Below are 23144 nucleotides of genomic sequence, written 5' to 3'. Positions count from 1 at the left end.
GGAGATCAGTTGAAGAACATAGGTTGAGACTGATGTTTCATCAATAACCCCTTCTCGGTGAACTATACCCCATAACCGATGAGAAGGGCGGTGTTCTTCCGGTGATCGCTTCGATCAGCATCAACTCTTCATCACTGTGATTTTTAAACGGGGCAGGCGTGATTAACTTTCCGGCGTTGCCGTCCGCCAGAATATAGCGAGGTGCATCGTGATGTTCCGAGATAATGGTTTCTGAGCTTTGTTGATCGGTGTTCGCTAATAAGTCCACATGACCATAACAAGTACAGACGTAGCTAACGTCAGGGTCAGACTCTGTGTAAATGCCTGTGCCTCGAATACCAATGGTGGCGGTAGAGGTTTTGATGGTGTGACTTTCGTTGGAAGAGCGTTTGCCAAACACCGATAACAGCTTGCCGGTAAAGAGTCGTAATCCGGTTTCAATGATACTGGTTTCGCCTTCTAGCTGGAGTCGGCTGTTTTCTCTGAGGATGTGTGCGTCTTTACCCACCACAAAGATCACAAAACTATTGCTACCGGTTTCCACAAGGGATTGGGCACTGATAAAGGTGGACTTGTCCGCGAGCTGACCGTCTACATAAACTTCCCCGCCCATGTCATAAATAGACTGGCCAGGGGGAAGTTCTTCCGGAATATTGCCAAATGCATGAACTAAGGGGGCAAGAATATTTGTTCCCGTTAGTGCAAGGTAACCGCTGCCGATCAGGCTACGGCGAATAAAATCTCGTCGAAGAAAACGTTTATCCATAGATGAATTCCTACAGGCTATTTATGAGGTATAGCACAAGGAATACGAACTGACTGTTCCTACTATGGATTAGCTTGTTCTGTGATTGTTGTAGGCTGGGGAACGTCTCAGTTTAGGGCTTTGGACTGGGTTGTTTTTTAAGCAGTAATCCAGCACGTTGGCCGACGGGTACTTTACTGTTGGGAAACACAATGTATTGGGTTTCACCTTCGACGCGATACTCTTGTTGGTCGTCTTTCCAAATGAGCGCACCGGATTCATAAGGTGCGAAGTTCCACACGTCTTCTTCGATGTTCAACTCAAAGCTATCGCCTGTGTTTAGAATTTCATGGCAGGCCACAAAGAGGTCAACTGCGTCGGCTTGGCTTTCCTCAATACAGGACTCTCTCGCTTCCAGTAGTAAGCAGAGTAAAGAATGAATGCCTTCATAACGGCTGAGATCGTTCTCTCCAAAGGGGTTAACGCTGCCTAATTCAATGGTGAAACTTTCGGCCCCGTATTTTACTGAGGTTAATGCTGAAAACGTGCCGGCAGGCGTCGATTGCAACAGGATAGTGTGAACATCCGCAGCACACATGAAGGCGACTTGTTGGCGAGGGGCGTCGCGATTCGGCACATAAGGGTAGAGGGCAAACTTCTCTCTGTGCGAGCCTCGAATGGCAGTATGCAGATCGTAATGCAGAAGCTGTGAATCCTTTGGTTGAGCTTGTATAAACTCGTCGACCCAGCTTTCCAAGACTTGAGCGCGTTGAGTTTCAAGGTTCTGCGTTTTCCCTTCGGCCGAGTGTTTGCCTAAAAACAGCCGGTTGAGGTTTTCTTCCACAAAGCGTTCCGCGATGCGCATGGAGGCTGGATTACCCAAAAGAAACAAAGTTGGACGCAACACCTTTATTTTGCCCGCGAAAATGTCGTTAACGATGTGATTGCAGACTTCAATCGGAGCCGTTTCATTGCCGTGAATCGCGGATGAAAAGATCAATACTTGTTCATCAGTAGGTGATTTTGGCTGAAACCATAGGGCGCCTAAACCCATCCGAGTTACGCGCGTACCATCGTCTAACGTCATCTCATTGGTTGGTGGTGCAGGGATTAAGTCGTTCAGTGTTTCAGAAAGGAAGTCTTGGTTGGGTGCAAAAAAGTTAAGCGTCATTCCATTCACCTTTAGAGTTGGATTACTGAACGGCTGATATTGATAACGGCTGATACTAATAATGGACGGTACATGTCAGGTGTCAGATCCTGCGAATCACACAGGTATCTGACAAGAGTAAGTATAGAGAGACTTACGACAGTGGGCGTAAATGCGCCAGCATTTTCTTTTCAAGGAATTTGAACAGATAGATCAAACAGAAGGTGACACACAGATAGATCAGAGCAACGAAGGTATAGGCTTCAAAAGGCGCATAGTGCTGTGCATAAACGTCACGGGCGGCACCGGTTAAATCAACGATGGTGACAACGCTGGCAATGGCACTGGCGTGAAGCATAAAGATTACTTCGTTACCGTAGGCTGGCAGTGCACGACGGAAAGCGCTCGGCAGAACAATGCGTCGGGTCATTTGCCACCAAGACATGCCGTAGGCTTTGGCCGCTTCGATCTCCCCTTTTGGTGTTGCTACCAAAGCACCACGTAAAATTTCTGTGGTGTAGGCAGCGGTATTTAAGACAAAGGCGATTAAACATGGGTAAAAGGCGTCTTTTACGATAGGCCAGAACATAGAATCCTGAATGCCTTCAATAAACACAACACCGTAATAAATAATGTAAAGCTGAATCAGTAGCGGGGTGCCACGGAAAATGTAGGTGTATAACCAAACCGGTCTTGAGATCCATGGGTTGTTGGAGCTTCTCATCAACGCTAACGGAATAGAAAGAACGGCGCCTACCACGAGCGATAAGAACACCAGCTGAATGGTCATTACAAACCCATCCCAATAATGCAGTAGGGTCTGTACGTTAAAAATTTCGTTCTGGTCGATCAGTGCGATTAAACTGTCCATCGGTAATTACCTCTTGCCCTTAACCCTTAATCACACCGGCGCTATAACGGTGTTCTAACTTCTTGATAACAATTTCTGAAATAGCGGTCAGTGCTAGATAGACAGCAGCAACAGGGATAAAGAAGGTAAAAGGTTCGTGTACGGCTTTTGCCGCTTCTGAGGCCAAGCGCACCATATCGGCTAGACCAATGATAGAGACCAGGGCGGTGGTCTTCAGTAGAACCATCCAGTTGTTACCCAGGCCTGGTAGAGCATGGCGCATCATTTGCGGAAACATGATACGTTTGAAAATCTGTACGTTACTCATTCCGTAAGCTTTGCCTGCTTCAATTTGTCCGTTTTCAACGGACTGGAACGCACCACGGAAGGTTTCTGACATATACGCCCCAAAGATAAAACCAATGGTGACAACGCCAGCAATAAACTCATTGATGTTAAAGAACACATCAATTTCATAAGCTTCATAAAGCCAGTCAGAGAAGTTATTCATTAACACCTGACCGCCAAAGAAAATGAGCAGCATTAATACCAAATCAGGTACGCCACGAATGACTGTGGTGTAGACAGTCGCGATGCCATTGGCAACTTTATTCTTGGATACTTTGGCAATGGCGCCTAACAAACCGAGGATTACGGCTAGAAATAACGATAAGAAAGCAATCTCAATAGTGAGAATCGCGCCGTAAAATATGGATGGGCCGTAGCCGTGAAAATCAATCATAATATTTCGCTGTCTTGGCTGATATTAAATCGCTGTATGGCCCGAATGATGAGGCCAAAGTAAGAGAGCTACCTTGGTAGCTCTCTGGGTCCCGTTAGGGTTCTTACATTTTGATGTTGTAAGAGAAGTACTTCTTCATGATCTTGTCGTAAGTACCGTTGTCTTTCACGGCCTTCAACGCTTTGTTGAATTGCGCTGCAAGATCTTTATCACGCTTACGCATAGCAACCGCAACACCGTCGCCTAGTTGAATGGTATCGCTGATAGAGTCAAAACCGTCTTGCTTCATGATGGTAGATTCACCTACTGGATAATCCAGGAACACAAGATCCAAACGGCCGCCTTGAAGATCCAATACTAGATCGTCAGAGGTGGTGTAACGCTTAACATCAACCACGTCACCGAAGTTTTTGGTAACGTATTTGTCTTGGATAGTACCGCGCTGAACGCCCACGCTCTTGCCTTTAAGTGCGTCTTTGCTTGATACGTCTAGTTGTTTGTTGCTGTCAGGACCGAACCAAGACGATGGAGTGTTGTAGTATGGCTCAGAGAAAAGCACTTTCTTTTTACGATCTTCGTTGATCGACATAGAAGAGAAGATAGCGTCGTATTTACGAGCAAGAAGACCAGGGATGATGCCGTCCCATGCTTGAATTACCCACTCACATTTAACCTGCATTTCAGCACAAACGGCATTACCAAGGTCGATTTCGAAGCCGGTAAGTGAACCGTCAGGTGCTTTATATTCAAACGGCTCGTAAGGTACGTCAACGGCCAAACGAACTTCTGTGTATTCTTTGGCTGATGCAAAACCGCTGGTTAATGCTAGTCCGCAAGCTAAGGCTGCAATTACTTTTTTCATAACACTCTTTCCTCGTTATGTGGTCCCTTTAGAAGGTCTATTGGTTTTTGTTTTTAATTACTAGTATTTCGGAGCTAGGAATTGCTTCATTCGCTCAGAATCTGGGTTTTCAAAGACTTTTTGTGGTGGTCCTTGTTCTTCAATCTTCCCTTGATGAAGGAAGATAACTTTATTTGAAACATCGCGAGCGAACGCCATTTCGTGGGTTACCACAATCATAGTTCGACCTTCTTCGGCAAGGCTTCTCATAACTTTTAATACTTCGCCAACCAGCTCAGGATCAAGTGCTGAAGTTGGTTCGTCGAACAGCATCACTTCAGGTTCCATCGCCAACGCTCGAGCAATCGCAGCACGCTGTTGTTGACCACCGGACATTTGCGATGGGTAATAGTCACGACGCTCGTAGATGCCCACCTTGTCCAATAGTTCTTTGGCGTGTTCCATCGCTTCTTTCTTGGATTTACCAAGTACATTCACCGGTGCTTCAATGATGTTTTCCATCACCGTCATGTGAGACCACAGGTTAAAGCCTTGGAATACCATAGACAGGCGAGAACGCATGGCTTCGACTTGTTTGTTGTTGGCTGGAACACGAACACCTTGTTTGTCGGTCTTAAAGTCGATGTTTTCACCGTGCACTATAATGTCACCAGATGTCGGTGTTTCTAGCAGGTTGATACATCTAAGAAAGGTACTTTTACCTGAGCCAGAAGAGCCGATCATTGAAATTACATCGCCTTTCTCAGCTTCAAGTGAGATGCCCTTAAGTACTTCCAGATCGTTAAAGGTTTTATGGATATCCCTAACGACCAGGGGAGTAGCTTCTCCCATCGTAATTCTCCCAATTTAAAGGGTTTGTTAGAAAAGTTAAGAACTGAAAGTTCCAATCGTCAATGTACGAACGAAAATATAACTGTGAACGCAAAAACCATGCCTTAGGTTTAAGACACTTGTTTGCTGAATAGGAAATGAAATCTACTCGTCGTGAACTTCTGCGAGTACAAGTTTTGCAACTGGAGACGGCTGAGACAACAAGACTGCAGGCGGATACTTGCAGACGGAGATAAGAACACTGTCAATGTCTTGATGAGTTGTTTTCAGCATAAAAAAGCACTGTATTAATTATTTTTTACTGCCAGTAGCAATGAGAAATGCTTCATGGCAAGCGTGGGGACATTCTGTAGTGGTTATTTTTGAAAATCAATACTTTTTAAGTAACTGTATCTTTACGAATTCGTCATGTTTTTGTAATGAGTCAGCTAATGTATTGATATGTTTATTAAAATAGTTGAATGCTTATTACAAAACAAAGCGTCGAACTTGCTCTCCCAGATTTGAAGAAACTTCTTTTAAGGTCAGTGTGTAACCAGAAACGCTATTAACTTCTGTACAATTTTCCTTCGCCAGTTCGCCAATCTCTCGAATGTTTTGTCCGATTAATTGACTGTCTTGCGCTTGTTTTATAATCGCTTCTGAGAGCAGTTCAAGTTGTTCCAGGGACGCTTGTGAACCGGATTTGAGCTCCATTAAGGGTTCAACCATATCTTCAATAAGTTGTACTCCGGCTTCCATTTCCTGACGACCTGCACCAATCTGTTCCACCGCAAGTTGTGTACTGCCATCAATGGCATCAATAATGTCGTTAATCTCGGTGGTGGCTTGTGCGGTACGACTTGCCAAGTTACGGACCTCGTCGGCTACGACGGCAAAGCCTCGGCCTTGTTCACCTGCGCGAGCGGCTTCAATAGCTGCATTTAAAGCAAGTAAGTTGGTTTGCTCTGCGATTTCTTTGATCGAGGTAACCATTTCCCGAACGGATACCGCTTGTTGACGTAAGCCTTCGACGGAATCAGCTGATCGATTAATGGTGTCGGCTATTTTTCCAAACTCCTGCGAGGCCGAGGTGATGCGGCGACAGCCTTCGCTGGCGAGATCGCTGGCAAGCTCTGCTTGGTGTTTGGCTTCGGATGCGGTATTCGCAGCTTGTGCATTTTCGTCAATGAAGTTGTGAATCAGGGTTGTGATTTCTGTTGCGGCTTTTGACTGGTTATTTGATGCGGCGACAACGGCTTGAACAGGCTCATTAAGGTGGCTGGCTGAATCCTCGACGCTTTCAGAAGAGTGCTTAATTGAGGCAATCAGGCTCCCTAACTCATTCGTAATTCCTTGGAAGGCATGTAATAGGGCGCCAATTTCATCTTTTCGGGTGGTCATCGCAGTGTGACTAAAGTCACCTGAAGAGATCCTTCTTGCTGCGAGAACGGCTTCATTAAGAGGAGAAACGATACTTTTACTGGTTAATGCGGCTAGGATAATGCCTAAGATGATAGCAACCAAAGAGAGTATTGCCATCAATGTCAGTAACTGGCTGCTATGGGTTTCTGTTTCTTCATGTTTGGCCTGCATGTGAGCATGTTTCTGTGTCAGCAGTTCTTTAATGTCTGATAACAGGCGGTCAAGAGCGGGCTTGGTGTGCTTATTAAAGTGCTGGATAGCCTCGTTTGCATCCAACTCGACGAGGTCTACTGTGTCTAGAAAGGCTGCTTGGTAATCCTTACGGTGTTTAACGATGTTGGATACCAAGTTATCCATTCCTTCTGGATCTTGTTCTTTCAGTGCATTAACTAATTCGGTGACTCTAGCACTGTGTTGATCCATTTCTTTGTATAAAGCAATACGAGCATTTCTGTCTTTGTTCGGGAGGATTTGCAATAAACTTAATGCCGCGGCCTGGGCTTCGATGTTGATTTCACTGGCAAAGAGAACTTCCGATACATCCCTTTCAACAAAGCTCTCGGAGGATTTTGAGAGTCGTGTCATACCGGTAAAGGCTAATAGCGAGACGATAATCAATAAAATGAGAATGATTGTGAAACTGAGTGTTAATCGAGATTTAATTGAAAGGTTTTGGATGCGCATAGCCTGCTCGTAAAAAGTAGTTGGGTCTTCGTGTTATATCGACACCCAATGGGATTTCCTTACAGTGTGTTATAGAAGTGTAGCCAGAGACGCAAAGCCAGCTAGTAAAATAATGGAAAGTTGGAAGGAATTTAGTATAAGAATATGAACATGATCGCAGGGAATGACTATAAGGCAGGGTCGCAGTGTTGTTGAGCAATGGTGAGTAAGCTCAAGCGATAAGGGGGTTATGACTCTTGCAGTGCTTGGATCAGATGTCGATGCGTAAGTGCGGCCCAATCCAGCTGTTAACACGCTTTAAATCAAGGGTGCTTGCGGAAGCGCTTGTGAGAATTTCAAGAATGATCTCTACTTCAAAATCTCTGATTGCTCCCTGATCAGAAAGATTGATAAGCAGGAATCTTAGTTCTGCTTCTGAACGTATGTATTGCTGGTGAAAAGCATCAAAGACCGGGCGTACCAAATCCGATGCTTGGAGTTTGGCGCTACTCATATTCATCCTTAGTTATTAAGCAGTTAACGAAATTAACTAAAGTGTAGTCTCCACTTTATAAAAATGTGTGCTCTAGGTCACTATACATAAAAAAGTTGGAATGGGTCGAATAAGTTCGGATAAGTGGTTGTTTATAACGATGGTCTGAGAAAAGGCTCAGCGATCAGGCCTTTTCTCAGAGAATGATTTAAATGTTCGCCAGATACCAGTGATTAATATCTGCTCCCCAAATGAAAGCAATGAGTCCCGCGATTATCAGGCTGGGTCCAAATGCAAAGGGCTGATTTTCGCCAGAGCGAAACATCTGGGTTAACCCAAAACATAAGCCGATCACTGAAGATAGTATGATGATTTGAGGCAACATCATCCAACCACACCAAGCGCCAAGTGCTCCCAGTAATTTGAAGTCGCCATAGCCCATGCCTTCCTTACCTGTAACCAGCTTAAACAGCCAGTAGACACTCCATAGACTGAGGTAGCCAAAGATTGCTCCGTAAAGAGCTGTGGATAAGTCCACAAAGAGCCCTTGAGAGTTAGCAATTAAGCCAAGCCAAAGTAAAGGAAGAGTGATGTTATCTGGTAGTAACTGTTCATCAAAATCAATGAAGAACAGGGCAATGAGCATCCATATAAACAGCATTGCAAATAAGCCAGTCCAATAGGCACCGAACTGGAAAATCATAAGGCCTGTCATAAGGCCTGTTAATGCTTCAATCGCGGGATAGCGCAGGGAAATAGGTGTCTTGCAGTTACTACATTTTCCTCTCAGAAAAATGTAACTGATAACAGGAATGTTTTCCCAGGGCTTGATCTTATGACCGCACTTTGGGCAGGTAGAATTGGGCTTTACGAGATTGAAGGGCTCTTTAGGCTGTTCTTGCTCTTCAGTTTTTATTTCAAGAAATACGGTACACTCTGATTTCCACTGGCGCTTCAGTATCTCTGGAACACGATAAATTACGACGTTCAAAAAACTGCCTACTAGCAGGCCTAAAATCACAGAAAAGGCGAGCAACTGCCCGCCTGAATAAATATCTAAGAACAAAATTAAGTCTCTCTAGAAGAATGTTCTTGGGAAGATAAATTACATTACCGTCTTGCCGAGCTGGAAGATCGGAAGGTACATAGCTACGATTAGGCCACCAACAAGAACACCTAATACAACCATGATGATGGGTTCCATTAGACTGGTTAAACCATCAACGGCGTTATCTACTTCTGCTTCAAAGTGTGTGGCTACTTTGTCGAGCATTTCATCGAGTGCACCAGATTCTTCACCAATAGCAACCATCTGTAAGCACATGGCTGGAAATAAGCCAGTTTGTTTCATGGAGGTATTTAATTGCACACCTGAAGACACGTCTTCTTTAATACCTAATACTGCATTTTTGAATACCACATTACCTGTGGCACCAGCGACAGAGTCTAGAGCTTCTACGAGAGGGACACCAGCAGCAAAGGTGGTAGATAACGTACGGCAATAACGAGCGACCGCTGATTCATAGAGGATGTTGCCAACGATAGGTGCTTTAAGTAGACCTCTATCAAGGGTATCTTGAGCTGATTTAGATCGTTTGAATAATTGAGATAGGCCAAAGCCTGTACCGCCAGCGCCAGCAAGTATGATGAGCCACCACTCTTGCATAAATTCAGACATGCCAATAACCATCTGAGTAAAGGCAGGAAGTTCTGCTCCAAAATTACCAAATACTATTTCAAATTGAGGTACAACTTTTACTAAGAGTACGGCGGTTACAATAATTGCAATCGAGACTACTGCAATTGGGTAGTTCATGGCTTTTTTGATTTTAGATTTCAGTGCTTCCGTTTTTTCTTTGTAGGTTGCAATTCGATCTAACATCGTTTCTAGAGCACCAGACTGTTCACCAGAATCTACCAAGTTACAGAAGAGTTCATCAAAATAAAGTGGGTGTTGGCTAATGGCATGTGCAAAGCTGCTTCCGCCTTCTACTTCTGTTTTGATTTTTAAAACCAAATCTTTCATGTTGGCATTTTGAAGTCCGTCGGCAACGATATCGAAAGATTGAACTAAAGGAACCCCTGCCTTCATCATAGTAGCCAGTTGGCGAGTAAAAATAGCCACATCCATAGGTTTAATGGGTTTACCTTTGCCACCAAATAAGGGCGTACGTTCTTGAACTACTTTGGTAGGGTTCACTCCTTGAGAACGGAGTTGGGTTTTAACTAGCGCGGTTGATAAAGCAGACATCTCGCCTTTCACGACCTTACCTGATCGATCTTTTCCTTCCCATATGAACTTTTTCTTTTCTTGTTTTTTTGCCATGAGTTATCTCGTTTGTCTTTGTCTGCACTCTATGAACTTAATGAGAAGAGGTTACCCTGTTCGCTTCTTCTAAACTGGTGACACCCTGCATAACTTTTTTAAGACTGGATCGTCTTAAATCGTCGAAGCCTTCTTTTGCACAGGCTTCTGCAATTTGTAATGAATTACCGCCTTCCATAATGATTTTAGAGATAGAGGGTGTGACTTTTACTACTTCGTAAATACCGACTCGACCTTTGTAACCTTTATTGCATTTTTCACAACCTATTGGGTGGTATAGTTTGAATCCGGTCGATACATCCTCTTGCGTAAAGCCCGCTTCAAGTAACGTATCTTTTGGAACATCCAGTTCTTGTTTGCAGTTCGAACACAGACGTCTTCCTAGGCGTTGGGCAATAATTAAGTTGACAGAGGTTGCTAAATTAAACGCAGGAACGCCCATGTTCAGCATTCGAGTCAACGTTTCAGGTGCACTGTTGGTATGGAGTGTAGACATCACCATGTGCCCTGTTTGGGCAGCTTTAATAGCGATTTCCGCAGTTTCGAGATCCCGGATTTCTCCCACCATGATGATGTCAGGGTCTTGTCGAAGAAAAGAGCGCAATGCTTCCGCAAAGGTAAGACCTACTTTGTTATTAACATTACATTGGTTAATGCCTTCCAGATTAATTTCAACCGGATCTTCGGCCGTAGAAATATTCCGCTCGGCGGTATTTAAAATATTTAATCCAGTGTATAGAGAGACGGTTTTTCCTGATCCTGTAGGTCCTGTAACTAGAATCATGCCTTGAGGTTGTTCCAAGGCATCCATATACATTTGTTTCTGCTCTTCTTCATATCCTAAGGCATCAATACCCATTTGAGCTGAACTGGAATCCAGAATACGGAGAACAATTTTTTCACCGAATAGGCAGGGTAAGGTATTTACCCGGAAGTCGATGGATTTAGTTTTGGATATTTTGAGCTTAATACGTCCATCTTGAGGGACGCGTCTTTCAGCAATATCCATTCTGGACATTACTTTTAAACGAGCAGATATCTTTGTGGCAATCTGGTTAGGAGGTGAAGATACTTCATGAAGTACACCATCGGTTCGGAAGCGTACTCGATAACGTTTTTCGTAGGGTTCAAAGTGTAAATCCGATGCACCGGTTTTGATGGCTGTTAACAACATTTTATTGATGAATTTTACAACGGGCGCATCATCTGTTTCTGACTGGGTTACATCTTGTTCGTCTTCTTTATCTTCTTCAACTTCAAAATCAGAGAAGTCTTCTTCTTGGTCGTCGTTTAGAAGGCTAATGTCTTTAGAGCTAAGGTAGCTGGAAATGGTGGAACTGAGTTTACCGAACTCAGTTAGGACAGGTTCTACGGTTAAGCCAGTATTAAATTTTATATCGTCAATGGCTTTGATGTCTGTCGGATCTGAAACAGCAACAAATAATGTGTTCCCTCGCTTAAGCAACGGGAGTACTCTGTGTTTTTGAATCAGTTCATCTTTAACGGCTGATTTTGGAATGATTTCGGGATTGTATGAAACAAGATCAAAAACAGGTAGTCCAAACTCTTCAGCTGCGGATATGGCTACCAGCTTAGGGTCGGCTAAATCGTTATTTGTAAGGTAAGCAATTAATGAGATGCCTTGTTGCTTGGCGGAAAGGTTACTTTCTCTGGCAATCTCTTCAGAAACTACCCCATCTTCATAAAAACGTCTTGCCAGACCTGTTAGTCTTTGTTCTTCCATTACCACAACCTAACTATCTAAGATTCTTATCTTTTATAGCATAAGATGATTCAACTTTCCCTGTTTTGTCATGAATTATGTTTAGGGATCTTTTGTATAAGTTACTGAAATAGAAGGACTGTCGGTAAGAAATACAGTAGCAGTGAAGCACTCACTGATATCTCCAGCGCCACAAGCTTCAACATCATAAGTATAGTTATCTCCGTTTGGGCCAGGTTTAAAACCTAATTCGGTATAAAACGGATTTCCAGAATCATTTCCTACCATGTTTCCTTCTAGGTAGGTGCTGTTATTTAGGTGGTAAGCCTCCTGAAATAGGATGATGCTGTTGAGGTGTGTGTCAGCAACGCTATTCTCACTACTTTCTACGTAACCAGAATACATAGGAACTGCAATTGCTGAAATAATGCCGATAATTGCTACAACAATCATTAATTCAATTAAAGAAAATCCAGAGTGTAAATGTTTCATAATGCAATGCCTCTTGGATATTAGATAGAAACAAGTAAAGCCCGCTAGGGGCTTTACTTTAAGTTTAGCTTACTACTTTTACTTGTTGTCTATTAGTTAAAGCAGAAAGTTACTGTGTAAACACCATCTTCTAAGTATGTAGGTAGTTGGCCAGCACCACAGCCTGCCACACCAGCTTCACCATCAATTTCATCTGGATTGATATCCTTGTATGCAGGGATGGTTACAGTAACAGCTTCGCCTTCAACCCAGATATCACCTGCAGCATCACCAGTTAATCCAATAACGCCAGCTGCATCATCAACCGCGTCAGCAAATGCAAAATCACCAGAAGGAGATGTACCTGTTTGATTCAAGCGAGCGCGGAATGTATCTGCATCTGTAACAACGCGATCAGCAATTTCAGCATCTGTCATGCCGTTACGCGCTTTTTTCAAGTTCTTTTGCTTAGACATTTCAGATTCGACCAGCTTGCGTCCGGTTTCGAATTGGTTAACAACTTTAGTCATGTCAGTAGCTACAATGTAATCTTGGTAAGCAGGAATTGCCACTGCAGCCAGAATACCGATGATCGCAACTACAATCATTAATTCAATCAGTGTAAAACCTTTTTGAATTGCTTGTTTCATTGTGTGTTCCCCTCAGGAAGTATGTTTGGGTTATTCAATTCCGGATTGCTCCGTTTTTGGATGATTAGAGTAAAGCTTACTATGTGCCAATATTGTATTTTTTTATATTTATCAGTTGGTTATGTTTTTTGTTTTGGTTTTTTAGGGTTTTGGCGAGGGAAATTAAAGTGAATATTTTTGTTTGAAAGTGACGCTTAGCGTCACTTTTGATGTGTTTATAAATAACCATCGTGATAATCAACAGGAATGTAGCCTAAAAATACACCTGTTTTTTTGTCCACCTTTACGATTGTTTTTCCAAAGCGCCCGATAAGTGAGGTATAGGAATAGTTTTTATAATTAGGATTACTTTCTATCCATTTGTTAAGAAGCTTTTTATCTGCTTCCGGTAGCTCACTTTTAACTGAGCTAAGATCATATGAGTGCTTGTTGATCGTAGCTATATTAGCTTGATAGTCCATTAAGTATTCTTCTAGTAAGTAGAAGGGTGTTTCTTTTTGAATGGAGAGGATTCTTAAGTCTTGTAAGGTTTCATAATTGACAAAATCATCTGTTTCGACAGCGTATTCAATTAAGTGTTTCTCTCTAGGAATGTCCAGAAGTTTGTATACTGGTGAAATGTAAGAAACTTCATCCAATAGTTCTTTGCTCAATGGGAAGTGCTCTAATTCACTTAAGGCTATGGTGTAAAAACCGTTGTCTGCATATACCACAATCGCCGGTCTTGATTGGTAAACATGATAAGTCCCATAGCTCAGCGCGCTGACTTGAATTAAGGCAATGATAGCTAAGTCTTTAAATAACTCTTTCTTTTTGGGATTAAAGATTACCAATGTGATGCAAGGGCCGAGTACAAAATCCACGAATGCTAAGATGCGCATGCCTTGCCAACCTGCATCGATAGAAAACAGTGGTTGCGGGTACCAGCAGAAATATACCAGGTAACCAAGAATTGCGAATATGATTAGGCTCAGGCCGAAATGTCCAAGCGCAGCTTGGTATCGATTGTATTTTCTCAATCCAGCAAGAGTGAGCATTGTTTCTATTTCCTTTACAGTTTTTATTTTTGAATTATTACGTGTGTTGCACGTTTAAATCACAACTCAACAAATCGCATCGATAAATCCAGCGCTTTAACATCTTTCGTCAATGCGCCAATTGAAATGTAATCCACACCCGTTTCAGCTTTTGCTCGTAATGTTTCTCTGGTAATGCCGCCCGAGGCTTCCAATTTGGCTTTGCCGCTGTGCTTGGTTTTGTTGATTTCAACGGCTTTTACCAGGTCATCGTTACTAAAGTTATCGAGCATGATGATGTTGGCGCCAGCTTCTAACGCTTGATCGTATTCTTCAAAGGTTTCGACTTCGACTTCAACAGGTTTGCCTGGGGCAATTTGGTGAGCTTTTTCGATTGCTTGTTTGATGCCACCAGCGGCTGCAATGTGGTTTTCTTTGATTAGAAAAGCGTCATATAAGCCAATGCGATGGTTGTCACAGCCGCCCGTTTTTACTGCGTATTTTTGTGCCAGGCGAAAACCGGGCAATGTTTTGCGGGTGTCTAATAAGGTTACTGTCGTACCTTCTACTAGTTTTGAGTATTCGTTTGCTTTAGTGGCTGTGGCGGATAATGTTTGTAGAAAATTTAAGGCGCATCGTTCGCCTGTAAGTAGAGAGCGGGCAGGGCCTTTAAGTTCAAATAGCAGTGAGTCGCCATAGATAGGATCGCCGTCTTGTTTGTGCCAAATCACATCAACGGATGGATCGAATTGTTTAAACACTTCGTTCACCCAGGCTTGTCCGCACAGAATGCCTTCTTCCCGGGTGATGATTTTGGCGTGCCCCATGCGTTCTGCCGGGATGAGCTGGGCAGTGATGTCTCCGTCTCCTACATCTTCTGCCAGTGCTTGCTTTACAGTGATTTCGATGTTTTGAATGAGTTCAGGTGATAGAGAATTCATAATGGGCTCAATAGTTGTGTTGATGACTGAATAATAGGATAGACGGTAAGGCATCTTTACCGACGATACGTTATAACTGATTGGTAGGGATTTTCCCAAGCGCACTATTGTAATAGCTTTGAGTGATCTGAGTAACCGTCAATTTATTATCGTAAATTTAAGTAAAAACGTGACATAAATCTGAATTTTTCCGGTATCTTAGGACTAAACTCCATTCCTATATAAATGTAGTACTAAAGTATCGGTCATTTAAGGCTGGGAATTTAAGTCAACTTTGCAGAAGCGTCATAGCGAGCTTCCTACTGGAGAAGAACATGAGTCCACAGGAAAAAGTGGTTTCAATTAACCCAAATGTGCAGTCAAAGCCTAAGGGACTGTCAGTACCGGTTAAAGCCTATAGCGATTTGGCTCAGAAAGAGCTGAAAGTGCTATTGCGCGCGATGTTCGACAGTGCCGATGACACTTTGTTTAAGTTGTCTGATAAAGCTTCCTCAAATGAACAGCAAGAACGCTACTTTAATGCTATGCGTGCGGTTCGTCTGAAGCGTCGTCAGATGGAAACCAAATTTTTTGAAGGCTTTTCGAAATCATTCAGTGATTTGTCTTCAGGGATTTCCATTGCAGCTCGTCAACAAGACAAGGTGTCTATGGAAAGCTTGTCATTGGTTGAGAATGAAGAGCTTGAAGAGCGTGTCGCGCTTGAGACCATGTCCAATAAAGCGACCTCGGCTAACAAGACAACTCTGAGCTACTTGAACAAGCGCATTGCCTATTTATTATCGAAAGAAGATTTAGCCGAAGCTGACAACCCGATAGCCCCTATTAATCTGTGTGATCACTTTGCGGAATGCATTAATTTGCTTGAGCTTGAAATTGAAGCTCGATTGATTGTTTATAAGTTGTTTGATCAGTTTGTGCTGTCTAAATTATCTGATTTGTACGAATCTCTTGATACCTTGCTGGTGACACACGGTGCTTTGCCGGATTTATCACCAAAAAAACGTCAACCAGCTTCGTCTGGTGCTCAAGGTGGGAATGATTCATCTAACTCTCAGGGTGGTGCTCAAGGTGGTGTGGCCGCTGGTGATATCAAACCTATTTTCCGTTCGCTACAGAAGCTGTTGTCTCAGGTTCAAGTCAGTCAACATGATGTGATGGTGGCGGCACCTGCCTATCAGGGGCCTACTCAATCGGTTGGTCAGTTGTGTCAGACGCTGTCTGATTTGGAAGTGCCATCAGCCAATGATGAGAATGAACTTCAAGGCTGGTTAAAGTTCGACATACGTGAAAACTTACGTGGTGCGATGAGAGCCGGTGCCCGTGATGGACGTGCGCTTCCAATGAGTCGTAAAGACAATGACGCCATTAATCTGGTGGCGATGTTGTTTGAATTTATTCTTGAAGATCGAAACATCACACCGACGATTCGCGCCATATTGGCTCGTCTACAATTGCCGATGGTAAAACTGGCACTACAAGATCAGCGCTTCTTCGATCAAAAATCCCATCCGGCGCGTAGTCTATTAAATGCATTGGCATCTGCTGCGGTGGGCTTTAATCAGGAGTCGGATCGATTCCAGGAACGATTGAAGTTTAAGATTGAAGAAGTTGTGACGCGTGTGTGTGACGACTTTGAAACCAATCTTGATCTGTTCGATATGCTGTTGGCGGATTTCCAAGTCTTCCAGGAAAAAGAATCTCATCGTGTAGCACTGGTAACTCAGCGTTTACAAGATGCGGAAGAAGGGAAAGCCAAGACCGAGAAAGCTCGTCAGTGGGTGAAAGCGACACTCAGCCAAGTGACTGAAGCTTATCGTCCACTGCCTGAATTTGTGGAAACTTTACTATCGGACGCTTGGAGTAAAGTACTCTTTCTGAATGTGCTTAAGTCCGGCTTTGAAAGCGAAGAGTGGAATGAAGCGGTTTTCACTATTGAGCAAATGCTGTGGACGGTGGCGGGCGAACACAATCGCAGTACTCGTCCTGTATTACTGAAAGTCATTCCTATGGTACAGAAGAAACTGCGCAAAGGCTTGAATGACGTTTCTTTTAATCCGTATGACAGCAGCCGCCTGTTAAAAGAACTGGAAACTCTTCAGATTAATATGCTGAAGGAAGCCAGTACCAAAGATGGCACGCCAGAAGAATTGGAAACCTCTAAAAACTATCTGGTGAAAAGTCATAATCCGGCGGAGCGTTTGAGGGAATCGGATGAGGAATTGTCTCCGACGGAAACCATGGCGGCAATTGATCAGGTGTTAACCCAGCAATCTCATGATTCAGACGATGATTCGCTCGGTGAGTTCTTGCAAAAAATCGATGATTTTGGCGCAGGAAGTTGGTTCCGTATGAGCAAAGACGAAGGAGAAATTCGTACTAAGCTAGCGGCGGCATTACCTAAACTGGATAAGTACATTCTGGTCAATCATGCTGGTATGAAGGTACATGAATGCGGAAAGGTTGAGTTTGCAAAAATGTTACGTGATGGTCGAATCAGCTTAATCGACAACGGTGCCGTGTTTGATCGAGCCTTAAAATCGGTGGTTCAGAATCTTCGTACACCGGCTTCATAATTGCTTGAGACTGAGAATTACTAAATGCTACTCTGGCCCGGCAAAGCTGGGCTTTTTTATGCCTGGAATATAGATGTTTATCATGGCCAGAACTGTATGGATTAAAGTAAAACGATATGGGTGATTTTTCAAAAAACGCAAAAATAAGGTGGCAAGACGATGGCTGGTTAGCCGATGTGAATATTGTGCCTTCGCCTAATTTTAATCACCGGCCAATAGGTGAAAAGCCTGATTTATTAGTGATTCACAACATCAGTTTGCCGCCAGGACAGTTTGGCACGGGCTGTGTGGAACGCTTTTTTCAAAATCAGTTAGATTCCAGTGAGCATCCGTTCTTCAAAGAGATTGAAGGCGTCGAGGTGTCGGCTCATTTTTTTATTAAGCGCACAGGGGAGGTGATTCAGTTTGTCTCCACCGAAGAGCGGGCCTGGCATGCAGGGAAATCTGAATTTTTAGGGCGGGAAAACTGCAACGACTTTTCCATTGGTATTGAGATGGAAGGAACCGATGATCAGGCGTATGAGCACGCTCAATATCTCAGCTTAGTGCAAGTGACCAAGACGCTAATGATGGCTTACCCAAACTTAACGCCTCAACGAATTACTGGCCACAGCGACATTGCACCAGGTCGAAAAACCGATCCTGGTGCTGCTTTTGATTGGGAGTACTATCGGACGCTGTTAGCGGAAGATTAACTGTGTGATGACGTGTCTTCTGTGACATTCACATTCAGCCGCTTATGCTCTTGAAGTAGCATAACTCGTTGGCGGTTTACTTCCTCTCGAATGGCTGCGCCTTTAAAGCCGGCTTTGGCAATGTCCCCGGCTTGAACCGAGAGACATTGTTGATGTGCTTGTCGTAGATACTCGGCTTGTGGGTAGTCAATGTTCTCATAGCCGGTTCGACCTTTGGCATCGGCTTCACAGGCCAATAAAAAGTGTTCGAAACGCTCTGGCTTTCGCCAAGCGTCCAGTTTATCCAATAGTTTCAGCACGGTACTGGGTTTGAGTTGAAAGGCGGTATGACACTGAAGATGAAGTTCACATACTAACAGCGCCAACTCTCTCATCTTATTAGGGACTTTAAGACGTTGGCACAAAGCCTCCACCAGTTGAAGGCCTTTAAACTCGTGGCCAATGTGACGAGGTAGCATTTCTTCTGGGGTAATGCCTTTGCCCAAATCATGTGTTAGTGCTGCAAAGCGTACTGCGACTTCATCCGATAAAGCGGTGGCCTGTTCCAGAACCATTAAGGTATGAATGCCTGAATCGATTTCCGGGTGATATTCCTTGCGCTGTGGCACGCCAAACAATTGATCGACTTCAGGAAAAATGATTTTTAAGGCGTTGCATTGACGAAGTACGTCAAAATAAACATGCGGACTTTGCTCTGTTAAGGCACGTTCCGTCTCTTTCCAGACTCGTTCTGCGGTCAGGTAATCCAATTCACCAGAGTGTGCAATGTCTGACATCAGCTGGAGAGTCTCGGCTGCTACCTGAAATCCTAAATGATGGAAACGAGCGGCAAAGCGCGCGACACGCAGAACGCGTAAAGGATCTTCGGAGAAGGCGTCCGACACATGACGTAACTGTTTCTCCTCTAGATCTTGTTGTCCGTTGTATGGATCAATGATTTCACCTTGTGAACCCTGAGCCATGGCGTTAATGGTTAAATCTCGGCGAAGCAAATCTTCTTCGAGAGTGACGTCCGGTGAAAAATCACAGACAAAGCCTTTATAACCGTGGCCGTCTTTTTTCTCTTTTCGAGCCAAGGCGTATTCTTCGTGGCTTTCTGGGTGTAAAAATACCGGGAAGTCTTTTCCAACCGAGCGATACCCTTGCGCTGTCATCTCCTCTGGTGACGCACCCACCACTACCCAGTCTCTGTCAGAAACCGAAAGATTTAATAATTGATCGCGAACGGCGCCGCCAACTAGGTAGGTTTTCAATGTGAACCTCAATTAATAGATGGGATGGAGAATTTATTTCAGCCTTTGGCTTGATAAGCCGATACACACACAAAGGGAGAATGGTTATGAAACGAATTCTAATACTTAGTTTGCTAATAATGAACATCTCTGGGTGCAGCATCTTATCAGAAATTTTAGGGCCCAAATATGAGTTCCCGGATCCGGAAGTGCCTGTGTGGGGGGCGGAACAAGCGCCTAGGTACTGTAAGATTCAACCTTGTGCGAATTACCATTATTGATGTGTGTTGTTGATTGTGAACTAGTATTCTGGTGATCAACATCCGTTTACATTTGAGCTACCAAAAAGAACTCAAGTAATTGAGTTTCTCGTCGATACTTTGAAACATAGGTTCAACTTTCAGGGCGGAATGATATGAAACTCAACATGCTACTCATGGCGGCAACGATAGGTCTGGCGGGGTGCGAGATGCATCACGTTCATCACTTTAATAAAAATGAGTTAGCGGGATGCGATTGCAATGCTACGTCGATGCAAATGAGTGGCGGACAATATTTGCCTCTCAGTGATTCCGAGAACGTAAAGATCTTGCCACCTATTTATCAGCCAATTTCGCCTTACGCTCATAACGCTGTTCAAGCGCCAATGTATTCTCAGCCGCCCGCACCAAAAGTTGAAATGCCTGAGTATTATCGTTTGACGCCGGTAGATCCGAGTAAGATGCCGCAGGGCAATCAGTCACAAGGTACGCCTCAAGGGAGCATGCCAATGACTCAGCCAATGGGCTATTCGCCTTACTATCAGCAGCCTATGCAGCCGGTTCAACAGCCGGTCATGCCAATTCAGATGTCGTCTAATTCATCGAAAAACAGCGACAGCAACATTAAGACCTATCTATTCCAACCTGCCGGTGGCGTTGTCTATCAATATTAACTCGCCCCAAATTTTCAGGCTCATATCATCTTCTTTTAAAAGCTCCTGATTAGGAGCTTTTTTATGGGTGTATGAAAAGTGTATGAAATTGGCACACAATTTGATCAATCTTCTTAAACAGTCAATTATGCGGCAAAAATTGTCAGAGGTTTGTCATGAAGATTTCAAAACTCGCACAAGGTGTTTCTACAGCGGTGCTCGTGTTGTCAGTAACAGCTTGTACAAATCATCACTTTATGGCCCAGCAAGATGCTCAGGCAAGTAAAGCGAATCAGGTAGAAAAACAAATACAACCGGTTATTCAGTATCAAGAGCGCCCGGCGAATGCCCAGCCTCAGGTGATTCGAGTAAAAGGTTACGGGACGATCCAGAATTCTAAGCAGTTAAATTCAGCTCAAAAGCATTTGATGGGAATGAGAGCGTCAAAGCTTGATGCCTATCGTGCGATGGCTGAACGTGTTTACGGAACGGCGCTGGAAGGTGGATCAAGTATTGAAAATCTGATCATGCAAGATGATCGTTTCAAAACCTACGTTGATGCCTTTGTACACGGCGCAAAAGTCGTAAATACAGAGAAGAAAAAAGACGGTATTTATGAAACCGTTCTTGAAATGACGCTGGATAAAGAGTTCTTCGTGTGTTTGTCGGATGTGAATTATCTGACCAGCAACACCGATTGCCGTTCACCTCTGCCTCCGCAACATCAAGGCCGTTCTAACTACTATCAGCAAAACAAGCACATACGTGCAGGTCACAAGCGTAGCTATTTCTTGGACTAAGTTTTGACTGGATGGGCCGTCTTACAGCTAAGCAGTTGGTGAGACGAGCCATGTTAGGTATGCAAACGTTTAAGCTGTGCAAATGTGTTAGTTGAGCAAAGGTAACTGGGTGACGTTATGTGGCGTGCAATAACGATTAGTTTATTAATGCTGTTCTCGGTGGTGAGCTGGTCTAAGTCTGTCACCGGGACTGGGCATGCGAAGATCGAGAGCGATTTGGAGTCTGCCCGAGATTTAGCGTATCGACGCGCCTTGCGTGATGCCACATTGCAAGCCAATGTCCGTGTGACCAGTACTGAAATCGCTCAGAATGGTTACATCACTCAAGATAACATTCGCATGCAGAGTAACGCCGAGTTCGGTTCCATTGATGTGGTTTCCGAGGTTATTGAAAATAACGTGGTGACTCTGAAGGTGCGTGCGGAAGTTGCACCAGAACCTTTCTGTACGCCGAGCAAATCTCAGAACTACAACAAGCGTGTTGCTGTTCTTGGTTTCTCTCGTCAAAAAATGGATGAAGCCACGTTAGGTCATTTAGATGCCATTGAACGTGAAATGCCACAGCGCATCGCTTTGACTATGGGCTCTTATGGTGGACTGCGAGTTCAACCTGCAACCCACATAGGTTTGTATCCTGATACAACCAATGCACCTAGTCGTTCGATGCCGGATTACAGTCTTTCTGAGTTGTCTCGTATTGGTCGAGATCTTGGGGTTCAGTATGTAATTTCCGGTGTGATTCGCGATATGAGTAATCGCGGAGATTACCAACGCGAAGAGTTATTGATTCAGCCGTTATTGGATTTGGTGTCTGAACCTGAGCCTATTGCCCGTCGTATCTCAGTGGATCTTTATGTGTATGAAGCCTACAGTGGCGCGCTAGTGCATCGTTCAGCCTATTCTGATGAAGGCAATTGGACGGAAAGTGAATTTTCTAAAGCGGGCTTTGGCAGCCAAAATTTCTGGAAGAGTGATTATGGCTTTGCTGTTGAACGAGTGATTGAAAATATCAGTCAAGACATGGCGATGTTAATGAACTGTCAGCCATTTATGGCGGAAATTCTTCAAGCCGAAGGCAACCAATTACGCATCAATGCCGGTGCTCTGGATGGACTGCGTCCGGGCGATACCTTAACGGTTTATCGTACAAAAGAGCATTATGAGCATCCGGTACGATTAGATGCATCCATGAATAGAGTGGAAACTATCGTCAAGGTCGGGCAGGTTCAGCCGCACTTTGCTTTCGCTGAAATTACAGGCTCTATGCCGGTGTTGCAGATCCAGATGCGGGATATGGTGGTTGCTTGGTAAGAGCTAGTAACAACAAAATTATGTAAATAAGGGAAGCTAAGCTTCCCTTATTTCGTACTATGGCGGTGTTTTTTGAATCGTTAGATTTTTTCTGGAAATGCTTCAAAGATCCGTTTTACCGCATAATTGATGCGTTTCTTAAGTTCTTCACCTTCCGCTCTGTGTTTCCCTTCGGCAGAGAGGGAGTTTTTCCAAAACACTTCGTTGGTCTTGGTGTCTCTTAAATGAATCACTAAAGAACCTTTTAAAAAGTCTTCCATCCGATAATCGGTGAACTGGCCAGCGGGTGTAATGATCGGGCGCATTACCATCTTTTTCTCTTCGGTTCGTCGAGCATAAAACTCGACGGCAAAGTCGCCGTTATCATTACTGAACTGATAGCCTTTTTTTCCGAGTTCTGATTTTACAGCGTTGTAAATGTCGGCTTCTGCATCACTGGCGGCTCCGACGAACTGTTTGGGTTTAATTGAGAAACTGGAAAGTTGTTGATAGTTGTATTTGGTATTGGCTTCGAGATGTGTTTTGACATTATCTGAGGTGGTTGCACATCCAGACAGTAATACGCCAGAGGCTAAAAGTGTTGCGGTGAATAATCCGGCTTTGAGCGCTTTTTTAGGTGTACGGCTTAAGGAGTTAATAAGGCGAACCATTGTTGGGCTTCCTTCTTCTTATTGTTGTTAGTATTGGTCGATAATTGGTCTAGATTAGCACTTTAAAATCAAATATCTATGTTAAACTTAATGGATTAACGTT

At 43.8% G+C, this 23144-nt stretch carries 21 protein-coding genes and 1 pseudogene; 5 read left to right on the top strand and 17 right to left on the bottom strand.

The features are described 5' to 3' along the window. Positions 1-40 precede the first annotated feature (40 nt). The 15 genes and pseudogenes from ACFOEK_RS07290 to nadC form a co-directional block, all read right to left on the bottom strand. Positions 41-766: a hypothetical protein gene (locus ACFOEK_RS07290; RefSeq protein ID WP_386718345.1), complete on the bottom strand. Its 726-nt coding sequence runs from the start codon at positions 764-766 to the stop codon at positions 41-43. Between the two features lie 112 nt (positions 767-878). Further along, on the bottom strand, positions 879-1916 hold the full coding sequence (gene astE, locus ACFOEK_RS07285; protein WP_386718342.1) for a succinylglutamate desuccinylase: 1038 nt from the start codon (positions 1914-1916) through the stop codon (positions 879-881). A gap of 133 nt (positions 1917-2049) precedes the next feature. After that, positions 2050-2766: an ABC transporter permease gene (locus ACFOEK_RS07280; protein ID WP_386718339.1), complete on the bottom strand. Its 717-nt coding sequence runs from the start codon at positions 2764-2766 to the stop codon at positions 2050-2052. 19 nt (positions 2767-2785) lie between these two features. Further along, on the bottom strand, positions 2786-3487 hold the full coding sequence (locus tag ACFOEK_RS07275; RefSeq protein ID WP_386718337.1) for an ABC transporter permease: 702 nt from the start codon (positions 3485-3487) through the stop codon (positions 2786-2788). A 103-nt stretch (positions 3488-3590) separates the two neighbouring features. Further along, positions 3591-4349, bottom strand: a complete 759-nt coding sequence (locus tag ACFOEK_RS07270) for a transporter substrate-binding domain-containing protein (protein ID WP_386718334.1) — start codon at positions 4347-4349, stop codon at positions 3591-3593. A 60-nt stretch (positions 4350-4409) separates the two neighbouring features. Next, entirely contained in the window at positions 4410-5180 is a 771-nt protein-coding gene (locus ACFOEK_RS07265; RefSeq protein WP_386718331.1) for an ABC transporter ATP-binding protein, read from the bottom strand. A gap of 468 nt (positions 5181-5648) precedes the next feature. Next, positions 5649-7268 carry a HAMP domain-containing methyl-accepting chemotaxis protein gene (locus ACFOEK_RS07260; protein ID WP_386718329.1) on the bottom strand — a complete coding sequence of 540 codons (1620 nt, stop codon included), beginning with the start codon at positions 7266-7268 and terminating at the stop codon, positions 5649-5651. Between the two features lie 250 nt (positions 7269-7518). Beyond that, complete coding sequence (locus ACFOEK_RS07255; protein ID WP_386718326.1) at positions 7519-7761, bottom strand: hypothetical protein; 243 nt, start codon at positions 7759-7761, stop codon at positions 7519-7521. A gap of 187 nt (positions 7762-7948) precedes the next feature. Then, positions 7949-8806, bottom strand: coding sequence for a prepilin peptidase (locus ACFOEK_RS07250; protein WP_386718323.1), 858 nt, complete (start codon positions 8804-8806; stop codon positions 7949-7951). A 39-nt stretch (positions 8807-8845) separates the two neighbouring features. Next, a complete protein-coding gene (locus ACFOEK_RS07245; protein ID WP_386718320.1) occupies positions 8846-10066 on the bottom strand; it encodes a type II secretion system F family protein in 1221 nt (406 codons plus the stop codon). A gap of 37 nt (positions 10067-10103) precedes the next feature. After that, positions 10104-11810: a type IV-A pilus assembly ATPase PilB gene (gene pilB, locus ACFOEK_RS07240; protein WP_386718318.1), complete on the bottom strand. Its 1707-nt coding sequence runs from the start codon at positions 11808-11810 to the stop codon at positions 10104-10106. A gap of 81 nt (positions 11811-11891) precedes the next feature. Next, complete coding sequence (locus tag ACFOEK_RS07235) at positions 11892-12281, bottom strand: type IV pilin protein (protein ID WP_386718315.1); 390 nt, start codon at positions 12279-12281, stop codon at positions 11892-11894. A gap of 523 nt (positions 12282-12804) precedes the next feature. Further along, positions 12805-12910: pseudogene (locus tag ACFOEK_RS21235) on the bottom strand (pilin); the annotation flags it as partial. A gap of 215 nt (positions 12911-13125) precedes the next feature. Further along, positions 13126-13947: a hypothetical protein gene (locus ACFOEK_RS07225; RefSeq protein WP_386718309.1), complete on the bottom strand. Its 822-nt coding sequence runs from the start codon at positions 13945-13947 to the stop codon at positions 13126-13128. 59 nt (positions 13948-14006) lie between these two features. Then, positions 14007-14867, bottom strand: coding sequence for a carboxylating nicotinate-nucleotide diphosphorylase (nadC, locus tag ACFOEK_RS07220; RefSeq protein ID WP_386718306.1), 861 nt, complete (start codon positions 14865-14867; stop codon positions 14007-14009). Between the two features lie 314 nt (positions 14868-15181). Between nadC and ACFOEK_RS07215 the strand changes: the two genes are divergently transcribed. Beyond that, positions 15182-17440: a DUF1631 domain-containing protein gene (locus ACFOEK_RS07215; RefSeq protein ID WP_386718303.1), complete on the top strand. Its 2259-nt coding sequence runs from the start codon at positions 15182-15184 to the stop codon at positions 17438-17440. Positions 17441-17556: 116 nt separating this feature from the next. Then, the gene (gene ampD, locus ACFOEK_RS07210; protein ID WP_386718300.1) at positions 17557-18135 is read left to right on the top strand and encodes a 1,6-anhydro-N-acetylmuramyl-L-alanine amidase AmpD; all 579 of its coding nucleotides are present in this window, start codon (positions 17557-17559) and stop codon (positions 18133-18135) included. On the opposite strand, the gene ACFOEK_RS07205 is transcribed toward ampD, so the two are convergent. After that, complete coding sequence (locus tag ACFOEK_RS07205) at positions 18132-19388, bottom strand: multifunctional CCA addition/repair protein (protein WP_386718297.1); 1257 nt, start codon at positions 19386-19388, stop codon at positions 18132-18134. The genes ampD and ACFOEK_RS07205 overlap by 4 nt on opposite strands. A gap of 394 nt (positions 19389-19782) precedes the next feature. Between ACFOEK_RS07205 and ACFOEK_RS07200 the strand changes: the two genes are divergently transcribed. From ACFOEK_RS07200 to ACFOEK_RS07190, 3 genes are all read left to right on the top strand, one after another. Continuing rightward, on the top strand, positions 19783-20301 hold the full coding sequence (locus ACFOEK_RS07200; RefSeq protein WP_386718294.1) for a hypothetical protein: 519 nt from the start codon (positions 19783-19785) through the stop codon (positions 20299-20301). Positions 20302-20456: 155 nt separating this feature from the next. Next, positions 20457-21080, top strand: coding sequence for an LPP20 family lipoprotein (locus ACFOEK_RS07195; protein WP_386718291.1), 624 nt, complete (start codon positions 20457-20459; stop codon positions 21078-21080). Between the two features lie 117 nt (positions 21081-21197). Beyond that, entirely contained in the window at positions 21198-22391 is a 1194-nt protein-coding gene (locus tag ACFOEK_RS07190; RefSeq protein ID WP_386718288.1) for a flagellar assembly protein T N-terminal domain-containing protein, read from the top strand. 80 nt (positions 22392-22471) lie between these two features. Here the strand turns inward: ACFOEK_RS07190 and ACFOEK_RS07185 are convergent, their stop codons facing one another. Continuing rightward, a complete protein-coding gene (locus ACFOEK_RS07185; protein WP_386718285.1) occupies positions 22472-23041 on the bottom strand; it encodes a DUF4136 domain-containing protein in 570 nt (189 codons plus the stop codon). Between the last annotated feature and the right edge of the window lie 103 nt (positions 23042-23144).

It is taken from the genome of Litoribrevibacter euphylliae (assembly GCF_042646085.1).
Lineage (GTDB): Bacteria > Pseudomonadota > Gammaproteobacteria > Pseudomonadales > Litoribrevibacteraceae > Litoribrevibacter > Litoribrevibacter euphylliae.
This window is presented reverse-complemented; position numbering and strand designations above follow the sequence as displayed.